This is a genomic window from Amycolatopsis sp. NPDC052450 (assembly GCF_044547565.1).
Lineage (GTDB): Bacteria > Actinomycetota > Actinomycetes > Mycobacteriales > Pseudonocardiaceae > Amycolatopsis.
This window is the reverse complement of record NZ_JBIUAQ010000050.1, coordinates 1-17,689: the sequence shown is the minus strand read 5'-3', so window position 1 is coordinate 17,689 and position 17,689 is coordinate 1. Positions and strand designations below refer to the sequence as shown.

Sequence of the window (17,689 nt, the reverse complement as noted above, 5' to 3'; positions counted from 1 at the left end):
TCGACAGGCTCTCGACCGCCGTGTGCACCAGGCGTACTCGCCCACTCTCGTAGGGCGTGAGGCAGGTCCCGCTTCAGCGCGTGCAGTGACTCGCGCCTTTCGCACGGCGGCTACGTCTCCCGGTCGCTGTGCGGCCGGGAGACGTCGTGGATTCAGATCACCGTCGGGTCAGCAGTTTCCCCACTCGTGCGACGCGACGTTGTCTGCGATGGGCTGACCGGAGCCGGAGCCGGTGTTGGCCCAGAAGGTGATCCGTTGCGTGCCGGGCGGCGGCGGGTTGATACTGGTGAGGTTGTTCCACGACGTGCCTCGGCCGATGCACACGTAGGCCCCCGTGTTGTTGGCGTTGTAGTGCAGCCACACGTCGTCATTGTTGCCGGCGTAGCCGTTGTTCCACATGTCGGAGCCCTTGTTTCGTATGCCGCACTCGTCCCAGTTGTTGGACTTGCCGACCCACGCGCAGTGCTTGCCTCCCCCGAAGGGGTGCTCCCAGACGTGCAGCAGGCCGTCGGCGGCGGCCACCGCCCGATCCTCGCTGGACTGAAACCCGACAGGTGAGCTCTCGGCCTGCGCCCACGGTGTCATCGCCACACTGAGGCCGATCACGGCCGCCGCGACAAAAATCGCCTTCCTCACGGTTTCTCCCTTTCCTGGTGCATTCATCGGGATTGACTTTCAACCACCGCACGGGCCAAAGGCAGTGCGGCACGTTCCAGACGAAGGCGGTCCGCTATCTCCCGCCCGTACAGTTGTCCTTGCAATGCCTCGTAGTGGGCGTCGAGGTCGCGTGCGACGGAGGCGAAACCGGTGCTCTGGGCGCACGTCGCCTCGGCGATCGCCGCCGAGATCTCCTCCGGTCCCCGGACCCGGAACGTCTCGTGGACACGGGCAGGGTCGGCGAAGGCGTAGCCCCGGGCGGCCATGCACCGGGCCCATTCCGTTAGGGCTGCTTGGAACCTCGGATCCACGGACACCTGCTGGCGCCGAGGCACGTGGAGTCCGTCGCTGACGGTCTTGGCCCGGAACCAGGTCTGGAGTTCGCCATAGAGCTTCTTCTCCAGTTGGGAGGTGCAACCGCGATCGCTTCGGGTTATCTCGACTCCGGCGGGCGATGTCGCGGTCAGGCCCACCGGGCGTTCACCATTGACCGCGGCTAGCGCCTTCGCCTTGTCCTCCGCCGACAGATTGCCGAAGTAGCGCTTGTTCGGGTCATGCGCCGCGCGCTGCCGAACCTCGTCGCGCACGTCGTTGCCGAACCCGTGTTCGCGCGCCCAGGATAGGTCGTCGACCACATAGGGGAACCGTCGGAGAAAGGACGCCGGTTCCTCCGCGACCATGACGTAGGCGTATCCGCTGTCGGCCATGCATGCTTGCAGCAGAACCTGTTCAGCCCGGTGCAGGACGGACTTCTCCTGTGAAGTCAACGGTTGTGTCTGCGCAGTCTCGCCAACTGTCGATGGGGCGCGATCGACGGTGACGAACTGCGTCAGTGCGCCCAGCACACACACGCTTCCAGCCAGCGCGAGCAGGATGGCCCTCATCTTGGCAAGCACTCTCGATCCCCCTAATCCGCATATCACTGTCGGTGGCCATCACGCCCTGGGGCACACCGCCGGTCTGTCGTGATCTACCAGCGGCGTCGAGACCGGCGGACCGACGACCAGGAGTGCATGGAATCCGCATCCGGCCAAACCGGCGGGTGCCGAAACCAAGCTCCTGCTAGAACTCCCATCATCGCGGCCGAATAAACGCAACGGATCCGATTCAGGTCACGTAAAAGATAGCCAAGAAGTGCTACTACCTGAAAGCAATGACTCCTCCAGTGAGATCACTCACTCTCGCAGTCGTCAGCAGGTTGGAAAGACTCCAACGGAGTGAACGTGATGATATTAACGAGAGCATTAAATTAGAATGCGAAAACTTATTTATGCGCAACCACTGTTGACGAATTCCACCTCACTCGTGAACGACAAGCGTCAAATCCGAAGCAGGACACAAAGAAATTCCTTCCGGTGACATTCGCTGGCGAGTCTGTCACTCCGCCTGTTGCCGTGCCGGGCGCGTGGTGATGTGATCATGCACTGCATCGACGACTGCACGGTGCTGACCTGCCACCGCCCGGACGACGGGGCCGTGGCCCGCTGACCACCTACCTCCAGTGGCGTGGCTGGACCACCATCGACCGGACAGCCACACGGCCGCGGTTCTCACCTATCCCGGCAGCTTCCAGGTGGGCTCGACACCCATGATCGCTGCGAGGTCGCCTTGGACGACAACCTGCAAGTACTCGAGGAACTCGATCTGCGCGTACCGCAGTGGATCGCCTACTTCGTCGTGCGGAGCGCTGATCGGCTTCGACCGGCACCGCAGCATCCTGGTGCGCATGGGCGTCCACGGCCTCCCGTCTTCGGCGCGTGCAGCAGCCGGGGCGTGCCCAGTCAGGCTTTTGTGCTTCCGCGCGTCGCGCCGGACGAACCCCGCACTGCACGTCCAGAATCAGGATTCAGCAGCGAATGAAATGAGTACGGCCTGAGGTGAGGTCGTGCGCATGTGGGCCGTGAATTCGCGGGGTTAATGAGCCGCCGCCCCGGCCGGGGTGGTGTCGCAGGGGGACGAGGGGTGGATGGTCTGGGTTTTCATGTAGAGCTCGAGGTGCTGGAGACCCACACTACGAAATCCGGCGGAGCAACCCTCGATAGCACCGGAAAACGGTGCGCGTCGTCAGGATCGACCATCACCGCGACCCCTTCCGGACTAATTCCGTAAAATTCGCGCCGGTCGCAGATAAGTTGTCACAGTCGCCGGCGTGCACGGCGAGACGCCGCAGCGACGAGAACATCACCGTCCACCGTCGTCCTCGGTCGCCTAATTCGGTCATCGGCAACGCAGTCCTTCGTGGAAGCTGCGTGAACACCGTCGCTGTCGCGAACACTTCGATCACGTCGGATGTGCCTCGCTGACCGGGGTTGACGGAACCCGCGACGGTCCGAGAACGTCAGTGGTGACGGGGAAGCGTGCCGAGGGAGGGGTGGTGGCCGGTGGCCGAACTCAGCGATGTCGAGCGCATGGTGGCGGACTGGGAGCGTGACGCGGAGCAGAAGGCGCAGCGCTATCAGCGCATGCAGGAGCAGGTGGAGCAGATATCGATCACCGAGTCGGTGGCTTCCGGCGCGGTCAGTGTCACGGTAGGTCACAACGGATTGCCCACGGACGTCAAGATGACTCAGGCGGTGCTGAAAATGAGCCCGGATGAGATCGCGGCGAACGTACTGAACGCGATGCGGAAGGCCCAGTCGAAGTATCCGCAGCGGCTGGCCGAGATTACCGCCGAGACCGTCGGCGACGACCAGACGACCCGGCATCTGGTGGCGACCGCCGTGGACAACTTCCCGGCGCCGCCGGAGGAGGACGAGCCACCGCCCGACCCGGAACGGCAACTGTTCCACCACGACGAAGAGGAGCCGCGGCCGACGTCTCCTTCCGCGCCGAAGCCGACGCCGCGGCGTAAACCGGGATCGGACGACGACGGCGAGGACTTCAGCGACCAGTCGTTCCTGCGACGCGACTGACGATTCTTTGGGGAGGGGACGACCATGGCCGAGGGTTATCAGGTTCTCACCGACGAGCTCACTACGCACACGGGCAAAGTGGACGGGCTCGCCGACCGGATGGGCACCGCCGTGGAAGCGGCGAACACGGTGACCATGAACGACAGCGCGTACGGGGTTATTTGCCAACCCTTCGCCATGTTGTTGCAACCGTTCGAGGAAATGGGCGTCAACGCCCTGAAAACAGCCGCCGAGTCGCTGACCGAAATCGCGACGAAAGTCCGGGACGCCGCCAAGACGTATCAGGACCGCGAGGGCGACACCGTCGACGCGATCAAGAAAGCCGAAGCCGGCTGAGCCCGTTTTTCGTTGATTCGAAAGCCAAGGGGAGGGACTGGCGATGACGGCAGGCGGAAATCCACTCGTCGCGCAAGCGCAGTCGCAGACGACGGGTGTGACAGGGATCGGGATTGCGGAGTCGGCGGTCGATCTGGCTAACGGTGTGTCGGATGGTTCGTGGGTTGAGGCGGGTCTGGGTGCGGTCGGGGTTGGGCTGGAGGTCCTGTCCCTGGTGGTGGATCCGATCGGCACGTTGGCGTCGTATGGGGTGTCGTGGCTGATCGAGCATGTGCAGCCGTTGAAGGAGGCACTGGACTGGCTGGCCGGTGACCCACCGGTGATCCAGTCGTTCTCCGATACCTGGGCGAATGTGGCCGGTGAGGTGAACGCGATCGCCGGTGATCTGACGAATGAGGTGAACAACGGCACCGCCGGCTGGCAGGGTGAAGGTGCCGACGCGTATCGGGGTGCGGCTGCTGAGCAGGCGGACGCGTTGGCCGGCGCGGCTTCTCTCGTCGATGGCATTTCCGCCGGTGTGATGATCATGGGCACGGTGGTCGCGGCCGTGCGGGAGTTCGTCCGAGACTTGGTGGCGGAGTTGGTCGGGAAGCTCATCACCTGGGCGCTGGAGGCCGCTGCTACTTTGGGGTTCGCGACTCCGGTGATCGCGGTGCAGGCGACCACCGCGATCGCCAAGACGATCAACAAGATCAGCGACTTCATCCGCAAGCTGATCAAGACCATCGGCAACGTCTCCCCGAAGATCCGCAAGATCATCGACAAACTCGGCGAGATCATCGAGAAACTGTCCAAAATGCTGCGCAAGGGCGGTACACCGGGCAGCAGCACCACCCCCTCGTCCGCCAAGCCCAACGCATCCAAGAGTCCCGACACCACCCCCAACTCCCCCGACACCACCCCATCCGGCACCGACAGCACCCCCGATGGCGGCGGCACCGGCACGCCGGACGGTGGCAAGCCGGGCAGCAACGATCCCTCGGTCAAGGGCAACAGCTCCGATCCGAACACCGCGTCCAGGGAGCGGCAGTGCGTGCCGGGATCCGGCGAGCCCGTCGACGTCGCCACCGGGCAGATGTACCTGGGTGAGGTCGACGTTTCGCTGCCCGGCGCGCTCCCGCTGACCGTCGAGCGGATGCACTACTCGGAATACCGGGCGGGCAGGCTGTTCGGCGCCTCCTGGGCGTCCACTTTGGACCAGCGGATCGAGTTCGAGGACGACGGCGCCTACTTCGCCGGGCCCACCGGTGAACGGCTGATCTACCCGCTGCCCGCGCACGACGGCAGCGCGGTGTTCCCGGTGGTGGGCCCGCGCTGGCCGCTCACCTGGTCGCCAGAGGGCTGGCGGATCGAGACCACACCCGGCACCTTCACCACGTTCACCCCGGCAGAACCGGTCGCACGCCTCGCCTCGATCAGTGACCACAACGGGCACCGGATCGACATCGACTACGACGACGCGGGTCTCCCCCAGCTCATCCGGCACTCCGGCGGGTACCGCGTCCACGTCGGCACCGATGCCGGTCTGGTCACCGAACTGCGCGCGGCGGACGTGACGCTGGTCCGGTACCGGTACAACGAGCGGCGGCAGCTGACCGAGGTCATCAATTCCTCGGACCTGCCGATGCGCTTCGACTACGACGCCGACGGCCGGATCGTGCGCTGGGAAGACCGCAACGGCCAGTGGTACGGCTACACCTACGACGAGCGGGGCCGCGTCGTGTCGGCCAGTGGTTCCGGTGGCGCGATCGCGGGCAACTGGGCCTACGACGACGGCGACCGAATCACCGTCTACACCGATTCTCTGGGCCAGCGCTGGGAATACCATCGCAACGAACGCGCACAGGTCGTGCGCGAGGTCACGCCGCTGGGCGGCGTCGTGCTGTCCGAATGGAACCACTACCACCAACTGCTCTCCCGCACCGACGCGCTGGGCAACACCATGCGCTGGGAGTACGACGCGCGCGGCAACGTCGTCACGGTCGAACGTCCTGACGGTGCCCGCCAGAGCGCGACGTACGACGAGCACGGCAACGCCATCCGGTTGGTCGACGCCGAAGGAGCCGTGTGGGAGCAGCGGTTCGACACCCGCGGCAACCTCGTCGAAGCGATCGATCCCACTGGTGCACGCGAGAGCTACACCCGCGACGAGCGCGGCAATCTGAGCACCATCACCGATGCCGCCGGCGCCGCGCGCCGCATCGTCACCAACGCCGCCGGGCTCGCGATCGCGACCATCGAGCACGACGGCGCGACCACCCGGTACGAGCGGGACCTGCTCGGCCGCGTGGTGGCGGTGACCGACCCGATGGGCGGGACCACCCGGTTCGGGTGGACGGTGGAGGGGCGGCCGTTGTGGCGCACCGAACCCGACGGCACCACCGAGCGGTGGGACTACGACGGCGAAGGCAACGAGGTCGGGCACACCGACGCGCTCGGCGCCACCAGCCGCGCCACGATGACCCATTTCGACCGCGTGGCCACCGAACTCCGGCCGGATGGGTCGAGCCTGCGTTACGAGTACGACTCGGAAATGCGTCTCGTGGCCGTCACCGACGGCCGTGGCCTGGTGTGGCGCTACACCTACGACGTCGAGGGCAACCTGGTCCACGAGAAGGACTTCAACGGTGCCGAGATCCACTACCGCTACGACGCCGCGGGCCGGCTCGTCGAACGCGTCAACGCCGAAGGGCAAACGATCCGCTTCACCCGTGATCCGCTGGGCCGGGTGGTCGAACGCGACGCCGATGGTGAGCGCACCAGCCTTCGCTACGACGCGCAGGGACGGCTGACCTGGGCACGCAACGCCGATGCCGAACTCAGCGTCGAGTACGACGCGATGGGCCGGGTCCTGCGCGAGACGGTCAATGGCCGGACCCTGCGGTCCACCTTCGATGCCGCCGGACGGCGAACCTCCCGGCAAACCCCGTCGGGTGCGGTCTCCACCTGGGACTACGCGATGACCGGCCCGCCGCGCGCGCTGCACACGGCGGGCCACACCCTGCACTTCGGCTACGACCAGGCCGGGCGGGAGACCGATCGCCGGTCCGGCGGGCTGACCATGACGCAGACCTGGGACTCCGGGCACCGGCTGCGCACCCAGGCCGTCACCACCAGCGGCGGGCGGCCGGGACTGGTGCAGCGGCGCTCGTACTCCTACCGCGGGGACGGCGTCCTGCGGTCGGTCGTCGACCAGCTCGCCGGTGCCAGGGAGTTCGACCTCGACCCCGGCGGGCGGGTCACCGCCGTACGCGGTCCCGGCCGGAGCGAGCGCTACGCCTACGACGCGTCCGGTGCCCTCGCTGAGGCCGAAGTCCCGGCCGAGGAGGAGTCGTCGCGGACCCTTTGCCGCTACGACCGGCAGGGCCGGGTCCTGCTGCGGCAGCGGAAAAAGCTCTCCGGCAAGCCCGCCACCTGGCACTACGCCTGGAACGCCGAGGACCGGCTCACCGCCGCGGTGACCCCGGACGGCACCATGTGGCGCTACCGCTACGACCCGCTGGGCAGGCGGATCGCCAAGGAGAAACTGTCCGAGGACCGCCAGGAGGTGCTGGAGCGCACCGATTTCAACTGGGACGGCACCAGCCTCGCCGAGCAGGCGACCTCGCGCGCGGGCGAGCCCGCCGTGCGGGTGACCCACTGGGACTACCAGCCCGGCACGGACATCCCGATCACCCAGTCCGAGCGCTCGACTCTCGGCGCCGGTTCCCAAGAGTGGGTCGACGAACGCTTCTACAGCATCGTCACCGACCTGGTCGGCGCCCCGACCGAACTGCTGGACGCCAACGGCGAGATCGCCTGGCGCCGGCAGAGCACCATCTGGGGCCGCGCACTGGCCGGCGTCACGTCCACTGCCCACACCCCGCTCCGGTTTCCCGGGCAGTACGAGGACGTCGAGACCGGGCTGCACTACAACGTCCTGCGTTACTACGACCCCGAACAGGGCAGATACACCTCACCCGATCCGCTGGGCCTGCTGGGTGGGCCCAATCCGCACGGTTACGTGCCCAACCCGCTGCAATGGACCGACGCGCTCGCGCTCACCCCGAGCCGTGGCCAGACCTGCCCGTGGGCGCCGACCTACCGGGACCACCAGCGCGACCTGGCCGGTATCCCGCAGGACGGGCATCACATCATCCAGGACGCAGCGGTCCGCGACCTGCCCGGATACAACCGGAACGACGCCCCGTCGATCGCGCTGGAAAGCCCGTCCAGCCGCCGGGAAGGCCCGGATTCCACGGAACACGGCCGGGCGACCGCCGTGCAGGTGCCCAAGGAAGGCCGTGGCACCTATGGCGCCGAGCGTGACGTCGCCTACCGCGCGCTGCTCGCGGCGGGCAAGTCCCCGGCCGAGGCCGCCGCCGAGATCGCGCGGGCGGACCTCTACTTCATGGGGCAACTCGGCGTCACCCTGGACACACCCACGCGAATACCGGGTACCCGGCGGTGAGCGCGCCGGGCGATACGCTCGCCGAAGGCACACGGCGACGATGGAAGGACGGCGGATGGAGGACACCGCGCGGCGGGAGGTCGAGGACCTGGTGTACCAGGCCGTGTCCATGCTGGTCTCCGGTGATACCGCCGGGCTGGAGCGCTGGACGGGCGGGCTGCGGATGTCCGCCGCGCAGATGCGGGCCGCCCTTGACGACTACGACGCGGAATTCGTGCTGCCGTCGAAAGCCGAGCAAATGTCGTCGACGGATTTCTACGACGCGGCCAAGGAACGGCCCTGGTTCCGGGTGGACACCTTTCTCCGGACGGCGAACGGGCCCACCGATCTGGTCCTCCAGCTCGACGTTTTCCAGGATGAGTCGGGTCGCTACACCCTGCTGGTCAACAACATCTTCATCCCCTGAGAAGGAAGACGAATGATCCCGCCCGAAGCCGTGAACGCCGTACAGGGAACCGTTACCCTCCTCGCCGATGGCGACTACACCGCATTGCAGAACCTGACCCAGGGCCGCCGGTTCAGCGCGGACGAAATCGCCGCGGCGGTACGGGAATACGGGCACAAACTGGTGTGGCCCCCCGCGAAGGCGCTGCACGACCCCGACGTCCCGGCCACCGAACGAGTGGTGGACGGAATACGCCACATCGAGGTGGAATTCCGCCTGTGGACCGAGGACGAGGGGCAGAGCAAGTTCACCATCACCCTGATCCTCACCGAGGTGCTCGAACGCGTCTTCGGCGTGGAGATCGCCGCCCTCGGCCCCGCTTAGGCGCCACGGGTTCTCATCGCGGCATGAGAGGACGTTCGGTGGCACTTGGTCGGCGGGACACCGGCTTTGCTGGGATCGGCCGGCCGTCCGATCCCAGCAAGCCTCGGTAACGCATCCAGCGTGTCTGCACCGAGGTCGCGGCACCTGCGCGAAGGGTCCCCGGTTAGAGGTCGACGATGAGCTTCAGGACGAGCTCCGAAGCGTTGTGCATGAAGTTGTGTCCGGTGTCCCAGGCATGCACAGTGAACTGTTCGTCGGCGCGTGCTTTCGCCGTCATCGCCGCGAGCGGGGATGCGCCGGGCCAGCCTGTTGCTTCGACATAGTGCTTGACGGGTACGCCGCGCCATGCCCCCGTGAGTTTTGAGGCTTGCATCAGTGTGGCCAGCGGGTGCGGGCGTGCCCGCTTATCGAAAAACGGCAAGGGATCAACGAAAGCTCCGGTACGGGCCGACCCGTCGACGTACCAGGTGTGCTCCTCGTCGTTGGTCATCGACCAGCTCGAATCCCCGTTTTCGGGGATCAGGGCGTCCAGATAGACCAGTGCTCGGATTCGGTCGGATTCGGCGTCCGCGACACCGCTGATGATGCTTCCGCCGTAGCTATGGCCGACGAGGACGGCATCGCGCTTGCCCTCCGCCTCCGCCGGAACTGCCCGTAGCGCCTGGATGGCCTGGTGCACGTGGTCGTCCAGGGTGATCACCTGTTGTGGCGGGTTTGCGTCCGGATCCAGGCCCATGGGAGTGAGCGCGACGACGGTGTGCCCGGCCTCCTTGAGAGCGGGGACTACGGGGTCGTACCACCAGCCGCCGTGCCAGGCGCCGGGTACAAGCAGATAAGTGGTCACGGGTGGATTTCCTTCCGGCATGTGAGTGCATGGCCAGGGCTGGTAGGGCAAAGCCGAGATATGAAGCCCGTCGATCAGCCGTTGGGGCGTGACTCGATGGCCTGTAGCGACCAGCTGTTGCCGTCAGGATCGCGGAAGTAGACGAAGTTGCCCCACGGCTGCACGTCCACCTCGCTCGCGTCGACACCGGCATCGAGCAACTGCTTACGCGCCACCTCCGCGTGCGCGACCACGACCTGGATCTCCTGCGTGCCAGGCGTCTTGTCTGTGAGGCCTTCGCCGATCACGATGGAGCAAGCCGAGCCGGGCGGTGTCAGCTGGACGAACCGCAGGCCTTCATGCACTTTGTGGTCGTGGTCTGCGTTGAAGCCGACCTTCTCGTAAAACGCCTTGGCCCGGTCGACGTCGGTCACCGGAACGGGAATGAGTTCGATCTTCCAGTCCATCGGCCTACCGTAGGACGTGGGTACGACATTCCGCGCTTCGTTCCGTACGGTCTTCCGAGAAGCGCGAGCGGCGGCAGGGCCAACGCGGGTCACTGCCCGTTGGCCGTCTGAACGTGAAAGCCGCACTAGGCACACCGCGCCGTCAGCGACATGAGAGTGCGTTGCAGCGTGGTCGCCTCATATGGAATTCCGTTGGCTCAGGGGCTGTGGTCTTCGGTCTTCGGGTCGCCTGGGTGGGACGCTGCCAGCCGCTGGAACTCCTCTTCGGAGATCGGGAGCATGGTGTACTCAACCAGCAGTTTACTGGTCGGCTGCCAGCCGTCCGGTGTCCACAGCTCGTATTCGAGTTCATACGGGTTCGGCAGGCGCTTGGCCAGGAAGAGGACGTTGCCGAGATCGTGGACGTCGTTCTTACTGCGGAAGACTGCTTGGTAGTCGTGGGCCCGGCCGCGGAACGCGCGCGATCTCCCCATCATTGCAGCGACGTGGCGTGCGGTGCGGAAGTGCCGCTCGCCGAACTCCACCACCCACCAGCCGGGCTCCAGCCGCCCGAGCACATCGGTGTGCTGCCAGCCGAGGTCGTCGGGGGACTCGTCGGCCGATCCGGTGCGGCGGACCAGATCGTGGACGTAGTACCCGCCCTTGGTGGCGAGGCCGTGCCACACGTCGAAGTACCTGGCCTCGGCGGTCTCCCGTCCGCGGATGGTCCGTTCCAGATCGTCGCGGCCCACCGGCCGCACGACCCTGTCCCGCGGCTCCTTGCCCAACACCCACACACCCTCTTGCAGGTAGGTCTCCCATTCGCCGTGGCCGCTTGAGGGGCAGCGGATCAGCGCGTGCGCGCGGTCGAGGTCCGCGACGTCGTCCAGCCGCTCGAACTCCGCGAAGTGGTAGTGGCCCTCCACCTGTTCGGCTCGCCGCCGTGCCGCCAGCAGAGCGACGATGCCCGCAAGGCTGTCCCGTTCGAAGGGCGCCAGCGACAACGCGTAACGGTGTTCCGGCAGCAACTCGTCGACCACGGCGTACGCGGAGCGCAGGTCGATCATGTCGGCCTCGTACCGGAACACCGCGAAACCGCCGCCTTCGAACCCGTCCCGCCGCTCGTGCTTCACAGGCCCACGGTCGTCGGCCACTTGCCTGAGCCACTCCAACTCTGCGGCACTCACCTCGCGATAGTCCTCGTAGGAGTCCCGGTCGCCGGTTCTCGACAGGCCATCGCTTCGCGTCCACACGCCGTGGCCGAGATACTCTGCTCGTCGTGAGAGCCGATGCTGCGGTAGAGGTCCTTGGCGTTACCGACATCCGACATGGCGCGTTGGGATTCGAACAACGCGAAATAGCGGTAGCCGGCCAGATAGCGCTCGAACACGCGATCACCCCCAAAGTGATCACCTGATTTTAGCGAGCAGACCAGCGTCCGGGACGCATACCTGACTCTCCATCCGGAGACACAGATCACGCGACTGCCTGCGAGGAGGCCGAACGCAGACCAGCGCATGAGCCCGCCGCGAGCGGCCTTCGGCCCCAAGCATCCGACGACCGAAAGTTCTCCGCTCGAATCGCCAACGCCCGCTCATCGGCAGAAGCGGACGTCTGTCGAGACGCCCGCTCGGCGGCATGAGCGCGCGTTCGTGTACGCCGGTTGGCGGAGTGCAAGGTCGACGATTGAGGCGTACCGAGGCCATCCTCGTCGTGAACCGGCTACGCGCGCTTCCTCCGTCGTGATGCCTGTTAGCGACTGGGTCTTTGGGCAGCGCGGGGCTGCGCTGTCGTAATCTGGCCGGTGCGAGAGCATGTGTTCGTTGCGGAGGATGCGATGGCGTCGAGCGTCGAACCGGTCGGGAGATGCCAGGCAGGGCGATGTGGTGGCAATCTGCCGATTCGGTGAGGCGCACATTCGACCGCACTACGCCCCGCTGATCGGCACTGCTGCGGCGGATGAGCAGGTCCGCAGGTGGTGGAACAAGACGCACGTCGACGCAGCGGTGGCCGGAGGTCTGGTGGTCATCGAAGAAACCGACGGGCAGGTCGTCGGCGTCGGGCAGCGCGGCCGCAGAGGGGCTAACCACGTCGTCTACAAGCTCTACCTCCACCCTCGACATCGTGGCCGCAGGCTGGGCCCGCGGCTGCTCGATGTCCTCATCGGACAGTTGCCTGCTGACGCTGAGCGGCTGTATATAGAACATTTCGTGGGCAACGAGCGCGCCGGCGCGTTCTACGAGCGTGAGGGCTTCACAGTGGAAAGGATCGAGTCAAGTCCCACCGGCGACCCTGCACTCGGCGTGGTATGGCGCGCACGCCCGCTGGCCGCGGGCGGACAAGAGTTTCGCCGGTAGCCGCTTAGCCGGGTCGCCATTCGCACGTCAGCAGGAAGGCGACTCGTTGTCAGACGAAGGGTTGTTCGGCGAAGCTGATCCCGTTGCGCTGAGCCAGGGTGAGGGTTTGCCGCGGTACGTGCTGCGCCAGCATGCGCAGGTATTGTCGGCAGCCGTGCGGGAATTACCTGTTCGTCCTGACGCGCCATGTCTTCGACTCGCTGTCATTCCACGTGCGGATCGCTTCGCACGTCCGCGTGCTGCACGGCCGCGACCCGCACCACATCGCGGAAGCCCAGCACAAGGCCGTCGCTCGCGCACTGCGTACCGCGACCGAGCCGAACCCCGCGCGGGCGGGATTCCGTCCACCGAAGGGTGTGCCTTCAAGCGGTCGTGAGTGTTACCGACGGTTTGAACCGTCGGTAACACTCACGAGTCCCTTCATCAGTTTGCCGTAGTGCGTCACCCGAATGCCATTTGGTTGACCGGGTTTGTGCATTTGCCCTATTTCGAAAGAAATGTTCGTAGATCGTATCGGGTAACATGCCAGATGCGTCCCGCGACTTCCGATAGGCATCCACGATGACGTGGGCGCCTGTATTGTTCGGGAGGGACTTAGCGATGCGCAAACGATCTCGAAGATCTGTCCGCGCGGTCAACGTTCTAGCGCTGACCGCCGCGCTTGTGGTGACGCAGCTGCCCGGTATCGCCGCGGCCGCGCCGGTCGCGGGAAAGAACGTCCTCTATACGACGGACGCCGATTTCGACAACGGGGTCCTGCAGGACGTCAATCACGACGCACCCAACAACAACCAGCTGCAGCTCAACAGGTCGACGGTGTTCTTCCCGTACGTCAATGTCGCGGCTTCGGCCAGGGGAACCATGGTCCGCATCGACGTCAACACCGGCGCGGTCGTCGGGGAATGGACATCGGCGCCCAGCGGCCGCGGGCACAACCCCTCCCGCACGACGGTCGACAAATTCGGCAATACCTGGTTGTCGAACCGCGATGAAAACACCGGCGAGAAAGGCTCCGTGACCAGGATCGGCGTGATTCAGGGCGGCACGCGCAGCAATGCCGACGGCACGCCGAATCCGGTCGGCGACTATCTCAAGGGTCCATTCGGGTACAATACCTGTGAAGACCGGGACCTGGACGGCTTGTACGCCACCACCCGTGGTCTCGGCGACATCCGGCCATGGACCAACGCCGGTGGTGCCAACGACAATGGCGGCGTCAGCACGGCGGCCGACGAATGCATTATCAACTACACCCGTGTCACCGGCACGAATACCAGGACGGTCGCCGTCGACGCCAACAACGACCTGTGGACCGGCGGCGCCGACAACGATCACGAAAAGCTGATGGGAACGTCCGGGGCTCCTGTGGCGGGTTCCCAGATCAACTTCGGCTGCGGCGGGTACGGTGGGCTGATCGACAAGGCAGGCACGCTGTGGTCCGCGCGCTTCGGCAACAACCTGCTGCGCTACGAACCGGGTACCGGCGCCGGTGCCTGTCTCGGCACCTCGCACGGTGACTACGGGCTCGGCATGGACCCGAACACCGGCGAGATCTGGCACTCCACCGTTGACCGCTCCGCAGTGGTCAAGATGTCGCCGTCGGGCGCCGTACTCGGTACTTTCCCGCACGGCAACCAGTACGCACAGGGTGTCGCCGCGGACAAGGCCGGGAACGTGTGGGTCGCGCATTCGATACTCGGGCCGCAGACCACGGTCGGGCATCTCCGCACCGACGGTACTTTCGTGGGCAACGTGGCGCTGCCCGGCGGTGCCGGCCCGACCGGCGTCGCGGTGGACAGCAACGGCAAGGTGTGGGTCACGAACCTCAACACCAACAACGCCCAGCGTATCGACCCGACCGCCGGGCCGATCGGCGGTGGCGGGTTCCCGGTCGGCGCGGTCGACCTGACCGTCGACCTCGGTGCGGGCGCGGGTCCGTACAACTACAGCGACATGACCGGGTCCGTCCTCGGTGAGATCACCGCGCCGCAGGGCACCTGGTCCGTCGTCCAGGATGGCGGCGTCGCGGGCCAGACGTGGGGCAAGATCACCTGGAACACCGAGCCGCAGGGCAGTGTCCCGGCGGGAACGAGCATCACCGTCGAGGCGCGTACCTCGGACACCGAAGCCGGGCTGGCCGCCCAGTCGTTCGCGGCGGTCGGCAATGGCGCCCAGTTCACCATGACCGGGCGCTACATCGAGGCACGGGCGACAATGAAGGCGAGTCCCAGCGGGGCCAGCCCGATCCTGTCCGACCTGCGGATCCAGACTTCGGATCGGACCGGCGTTTTCTCTTGCCAGGCAACGGTTCTCAACCTGGCCGGGTTGATTGTGACCAGGGCGAACCCGCCGGACGTGCCGTGTGTCGACGATCATCAGAACCTGGCGAACGTGAACCTGAACTCCGGTATCGTCGGTGTCCGGCTGAACGTGCTCGACGCCAGGACCGACCAGACACCCGACAGTCTCGCCGCATCGCCACCCGCTGCCGGTGACAGCGCCTTCGCGGAGGCGAGAGTGGAGTCCTCGAAGGTCACCGCCGGCGCGGTCCTCCCGTTGGTGACGATCGAACTGGGCGTGATCAGGTCCACGGCGACGGCGACCTGTGTCGTCGGACCGGGTGGGCTGGTGCCGTCGCTGGCCGGTTCGTCGAGCATCGCCAGCCTGAAGATCAACGGGCTTTCGGTGACGGTGGGCAGTGCGCCACTGACGATCCCGCTGGTGGTCGGCTCGCTGCGGCTCAACAGCACCGTGACGACCGCGACAAGCGTGACCCAGCAAGCGGTCGTGTTGGACACCCTGCTCACCGACGTGGTGATCGGCGAGGCCAAGGCCAACGTCGAAGCCACCGCGGGCCACCCCGGCGGAAACCCCTGCCGCGTGTGACCCCTGACTGACTCGTGAGTGTTCCGGGCGGTTCCAACCACCTGGAACACTCACGAGCTTCAACCGCCGCTCGAGGGCCGGTAAGCCGGAGCCGCGGCCATCTCGCGGGTGGATGGCAGAAAGCCAACGACCTGGTCCGGCTGCAAGCCGATGACTGCGCCACTGCCCTGGAAGCCCGCAAAGAGGAACTGGCTGCCGCGCTAGCCTCGGACCCGGAGTTCGGTGGATCAAGAGGACCGACGCGCGCATTCGTCACGGCCCTTCGCGGTCCGCATGTCTCGCAGCGCCAGGAACCACGTCGTCTACGTGTTCGTCTCGTTGAGGTCACACACGAGCATTGACCTGACGTAGGCCCCTTGCCCAGTTCGGTCGTCATCGGGTCGACAAAAATAGGCTGAAGTGGCAGAGATGCTCTCATCGGCATGAGAGCACAGTGCTGAGGCTCCGTAGCCCACCGCACCCGTGTGACTCGAAGTGCATGGGCGAGGAGCAGGTGTCACATGGGGTCGTATTCGTAGCCGTCTTCGTTGAGCAACACGTAGTTGGGCGACAGTTCTGTCAGGCACCTGCTCAGCGACGCCAACAGCTCGTCGACGGCGACCAGGTCGAGTTTCAGCTCCGCGGTGACCTCGGAGCGGAGCTGTTCGATCCGCGGCTCGTCCGCCTTCATCTCGGCGTAGGAAGATTCGAAGGAGGCGCGCATCGCGTTGATGTCAGGTGCGTTCGGCGCGACGTCCTGCCAGGTCGGCACACCGACGACCAGGCGAATCACGGCGTCCAGGTCGGCGGCGACGATCGCGGCGGCACCTTCGGAGTCGGCGTAGAGCACGGGTCCTTCGTCGCATACGAAGAACGTGCCGCCCGAGGCGTCGCCGGCGACCGCGCGTAACTTGCCATCCGAAGCCAACCGCACCGGTTCGACCGGGTCGAGCCGGGCGATGTCGAAGTCGAACACGTCCGCCAGGAGTGCGGCGGCGCGGGCGTTCTTGCGGATGCGATCGAACATGGCGGAACGGTAGACCATGCACCACTGGGGAAAGAGCGGCATGCCAGGCGCAGGACTTTGGTGCGTCCGTTCATCGCATGAGCGCGCGACATGAGAGGGTGTTTAGCGGCGCATGCGCCCGGCCTCAGCCGCAACGTCTGCCTGGGCTTGATCGCCGATGGGGGAAACCTGGCCGATCTTGCTCAGCCGGCCGCCGGAGCTGGCAGCGTGATCGTCTCGCGCAGTTCGGCGGCGGCCTGGGCCATGAGCTGGGAGAGGGTGGTATCCGGCTCGGCGAGCCAGCGAGGCATGGCGCGCCGGTGGATCGCCAGCACCACATCGATGATGAAGCGTGCTTTGCCGGGATCGACGCCGCGGCGCTCGAGTGCCGGTACCAGCGCGTCGGCGATGTCGGCGAGCTTGATCAGATCGCGCTCGGCCAGTGCCGGGTTGGCGGCGATCACTCTTCCCCTGCGCAGCAGGAACTCGCGCGGGCGGAAGATCTCCTCGGCGGTTCCCAGCGCGGTCAGCAGCGCCTCGATCAGGGTGAGGTCCGGGTCCGCTGCCTCGACCTGGGCGACGAGGTGGGCCTCGAGTTCGTTGCCGGCGAAGAGGACTTCCCGCTTGTCGGGGAAGTAGCGATAGAAGGAGCGCTCCTTCAGGCCGGCGGCGCCTGCGATCTGCGCGACCGAGGTGCGTTCGAACCCCTGTGTCTCGAAAAGCATTTCTCCGTTGTCTCACGATGACGTCACCATGATCAGTCTCAAACTAGTGACACTTCCTCGGCTGAGGTGGTGAGCCCGACTGCCGGGGCGACCGGCAACGTGGGCCGGTACAGCCATCTGCTCGAAGGTCCTCATGGCGGCATGAAAGGACGTCCGTCGCCAGGTTGTCCGATCGCGCTTCACCGATCGGAGTGGATCTCGCGTCGAAGATGCATGGTGAAGGTCTGGAGAGCCTTCACGACATCCGCCGGCCCTGTCATGATTTCCGTGTAAGCCACGGATGACTTCTTCTTTGATTCTAGTGGAGTGGTAGTCGGTCGGGGAAGAGTGCGGCGAGTGTGTT

16 protein-coding genes and 1 pseudogene are annotated in these 17,689 nt (G+C 66.0%); 8 read left to right on the top strand and 9 right to left on the bottom strand.

The window, feature by feature from the left end:
- Positions 1-168 precede the first annotated feature (168 nt).
- The 3 genes from ACIHAO_RS41245 to ACIHAO_RS41235 form a co-directional block, all read right to left on the bottom strand.
- Entirely contained in the window at positions 169-636 is a 468-nt protein-coding gene (locus ACIHAO_RS41245) for a hypothetical protein (RefSeq protein WP_396567495.1), read from the bottom strand.
- 23 nt (positions 637-659) lie between these two features.
- Positions 660-1,553, bottom strand: coding sequence for a hypothetical protein (locus ACIHAO_RS41240; protein ID WP_396567493.1), 894 nt, complete (start codon positions 1,551-1,553; stop codon positions 660-662).
- A 658-nt stretch (positions 1,554-2,211) separates the two neighbouring features.
- Complete coding sequence (locus ACIHAO_RS41235) at positions 2,212-2,385, bottom strand: hypothetical protein (protein ID WP_396567491.1); 174 nt, start codon at positions 2,383-2,385, stop codon at positions 2,212-2,214.
- Between the two features lie 653 nt (positions 2,386-3,038).
- Here ACIHAO_RS41235 and ACIHAO_RS41230 point away from each other — a divergent pair.
- From ACIHAO_RS41230 to ACIHAO_RS41210, 5 genes are all read left to right on the top strand, one after another.
- Positions 3,039-3,569, top strand: a complete 531-nt coding sequence (locus ACIHAO_RS41230; RefSeq protein WP_396567489.1) for a YbaB/EbfC family nucleoid-associated protein — start codon at positions 3,039-3,041, stop codon at positions 3,567-3,569.
- Positions 3,570-3,593: 24 nt separating this feature from the next.
- Positions 3,594-3,905, top strand: a complete 312-nt coding sequence (locus ACIHAO_RS41225) for a type VII secretion target (protein WP_396567487.1) — start codon at positions 3,594-3,596, stop codon at positions 3,903-3,905.
- A 214-nt stretch (positions 3,906-4,119) separates the two neighbouring features.
- The gene (locus ACIHAO_RS41220) at positions 4,120-8,355 is read left to right on the top strand and encodes an RHS repeat-associated core domain-containing protein (protein WP_396567485.1); all 4,236 of its coding nucleotides are present in this window, start codon (positions 4,120-4,122) and stop codon (positions 8,353-8,355) included.
- Positions 8,356-8,410: 55 nt separating this feature from the next.
- Entirely contained in the window at positions 8,411-8,761 is a 351-nt protein-coding gene (locus ACIHAO_RS41215; protein WP_396567483.1) for a hypothetical protein, read from the top strand.
- 12 nt (positions 8,762-8,773) lie between these two features.
- Positions 8,774-9,124 (top strand): hypothetical protein, encoded by a 351-nt coding sequence (locus ACIHAO_RS41210; protein ID WP_396567481.1) that lies wholly within the window; start codon positions 8,774-8,776, stop codon positions 9,122-9,124.
- Between the two features lie 163 nt (positions 9,125-9,287).
- Here the strand turns inward: ACIHAO_RS41210 and ACIHAO_RS41205 are convergent, their stop codons facing one another.
- The 4 genes from ACIHAO_RS41205 to ACIHAO_RS41190 all read right to left on the bottom strand — a co-directional run bounded on the left by ACIHAO_RS41205 (position 9,288) and on the right by ACIHAO_RS41190 (position 11,783).
- Positions 9,288-9,968 carry an alpha/beta fold hydrolase gene (locus ACIHAO_RS41205; protein ID WP_396567479.1) on the bottom strand — a complete coding sequence of 227 codons (681 nt, stop codon included), beginning with the start codon at positions 9,966-9,968 and terminating at the stop codon, positions 9,288-9,290.
- A gap of 74 nt (positions 9,969-10,042) precedes the next feature.
- Positions 10,043-10,414 (bottom strand): VOC family protein, encoded by a 372-nt coding sequence (locus ACIHAO_RS41200; protein ID WP_396567477.1) that lies wholly within the window; start codon positions 10,412-10,414, stop codon positions 10,043-10,045.
- Between the two features lie 197 nt (positions 10,415-10,611).
- A complete protein-coding gene (locus ACIHAO_RS41195; protein ID WP_396567475.1) occupies positions 10,612-11,526 on the bottom strand; it encodes a hypothetical protein in 915 nt (304 codons plus the stop codon).
- Positions 11,527-11,576: 50 nt separating this feature from the next.
- Positions 11,577-11,783 carry a hypothetical protein gene (locus tag ACIHAO_RS41190; protein WP_396567473.1) on the bottom strand — a complete coding sequence of 69 codons (207 nt, stop codon included), beginning with the start codon at positions 11,781-11,783 and terminating at the stop codon, positions 11,577-11,579.
- A 442-nt stretch (positions 11,784-12,225) separates the two neighbouring features.
- Between ACIHAO_RS41190 and ACIHAO_RS41185 the strand changes: the two genes are divergently transcribed.
- The 3 genes and pseudogenes from ACIHAO_RS41185 (at position 12,226) to ACIHAO_RS41175 (ending at position 15,636) form a co-directional block, all read left to right on the top strand.
- Positions 12,226-12,750 (top strand): GNAT family N-acetyltransferase, encoded by a 525-nt coding sequence (locus ACIHAO_RS41185; RefSeq protein WP_396567471.1) that lies wholly within the window; start codon positions 12,226-12,228, stop codon positions 12,748-12,750.
- Positions 12,751-12,908: 158 nt separating this feature from the next.
- Positions 12,909-13,126 (top strand): annotated as a pseudogene (locus ACIHAO_RS41180) (imidazoleglycerol-phosphate dehydratase); the annotation flags it as partial.
- Positions 13,127-13,350: 224 nt separating this feature from the next.
- Complete coding sequence (locus tag ACIHAO_RS41175; RefSeq protein ID WP_396567469.1) at positions 13,351-15,636, top strand: hypothetical protein; 2,286 nt, start codon at positions 13,351-13,353, stop codon at positions 15,634-15,636.
- 496 nt (positions 15,637-16,132) lie between these two features.
- Here ACIHAO_RS41175 and ACIHAO_RS41170 read toward each other — a convergent pair whose 3' ends face one another.
- Together ACIHAO_RS41170 and ACIHAO_RS41165 are read right to left on the bottom strand one after the other, a co-directional pair.
- The gene (locus ACIHAO_RS41170; protein ID WP_396567467.1) at positions 16,133-16,642 is read right to left on the bottom strand and encodes a hypothetical protein; all 510 of its coding nucleotides are present in this window, start codon (positions 16,640-16,642) and stop codon (positions 16,133-16,135) included.
- Positions 16,643-16,824: 182 nt separating this feature from the next.
- On the bottom strand, positions 16,825-17,346 hold the full coding sequence (locus tag ACIHAO_RS41165; RefSeq protein WP_396567465.1) for a TetR/AcrR family transcriptional regulator: 522 nt from the start codon (positions 17,344-17,346) through the stop codon (positions 16,825-16,827).
- Positions 17,347-17,689: the final 343 nt, after the last annotated feature.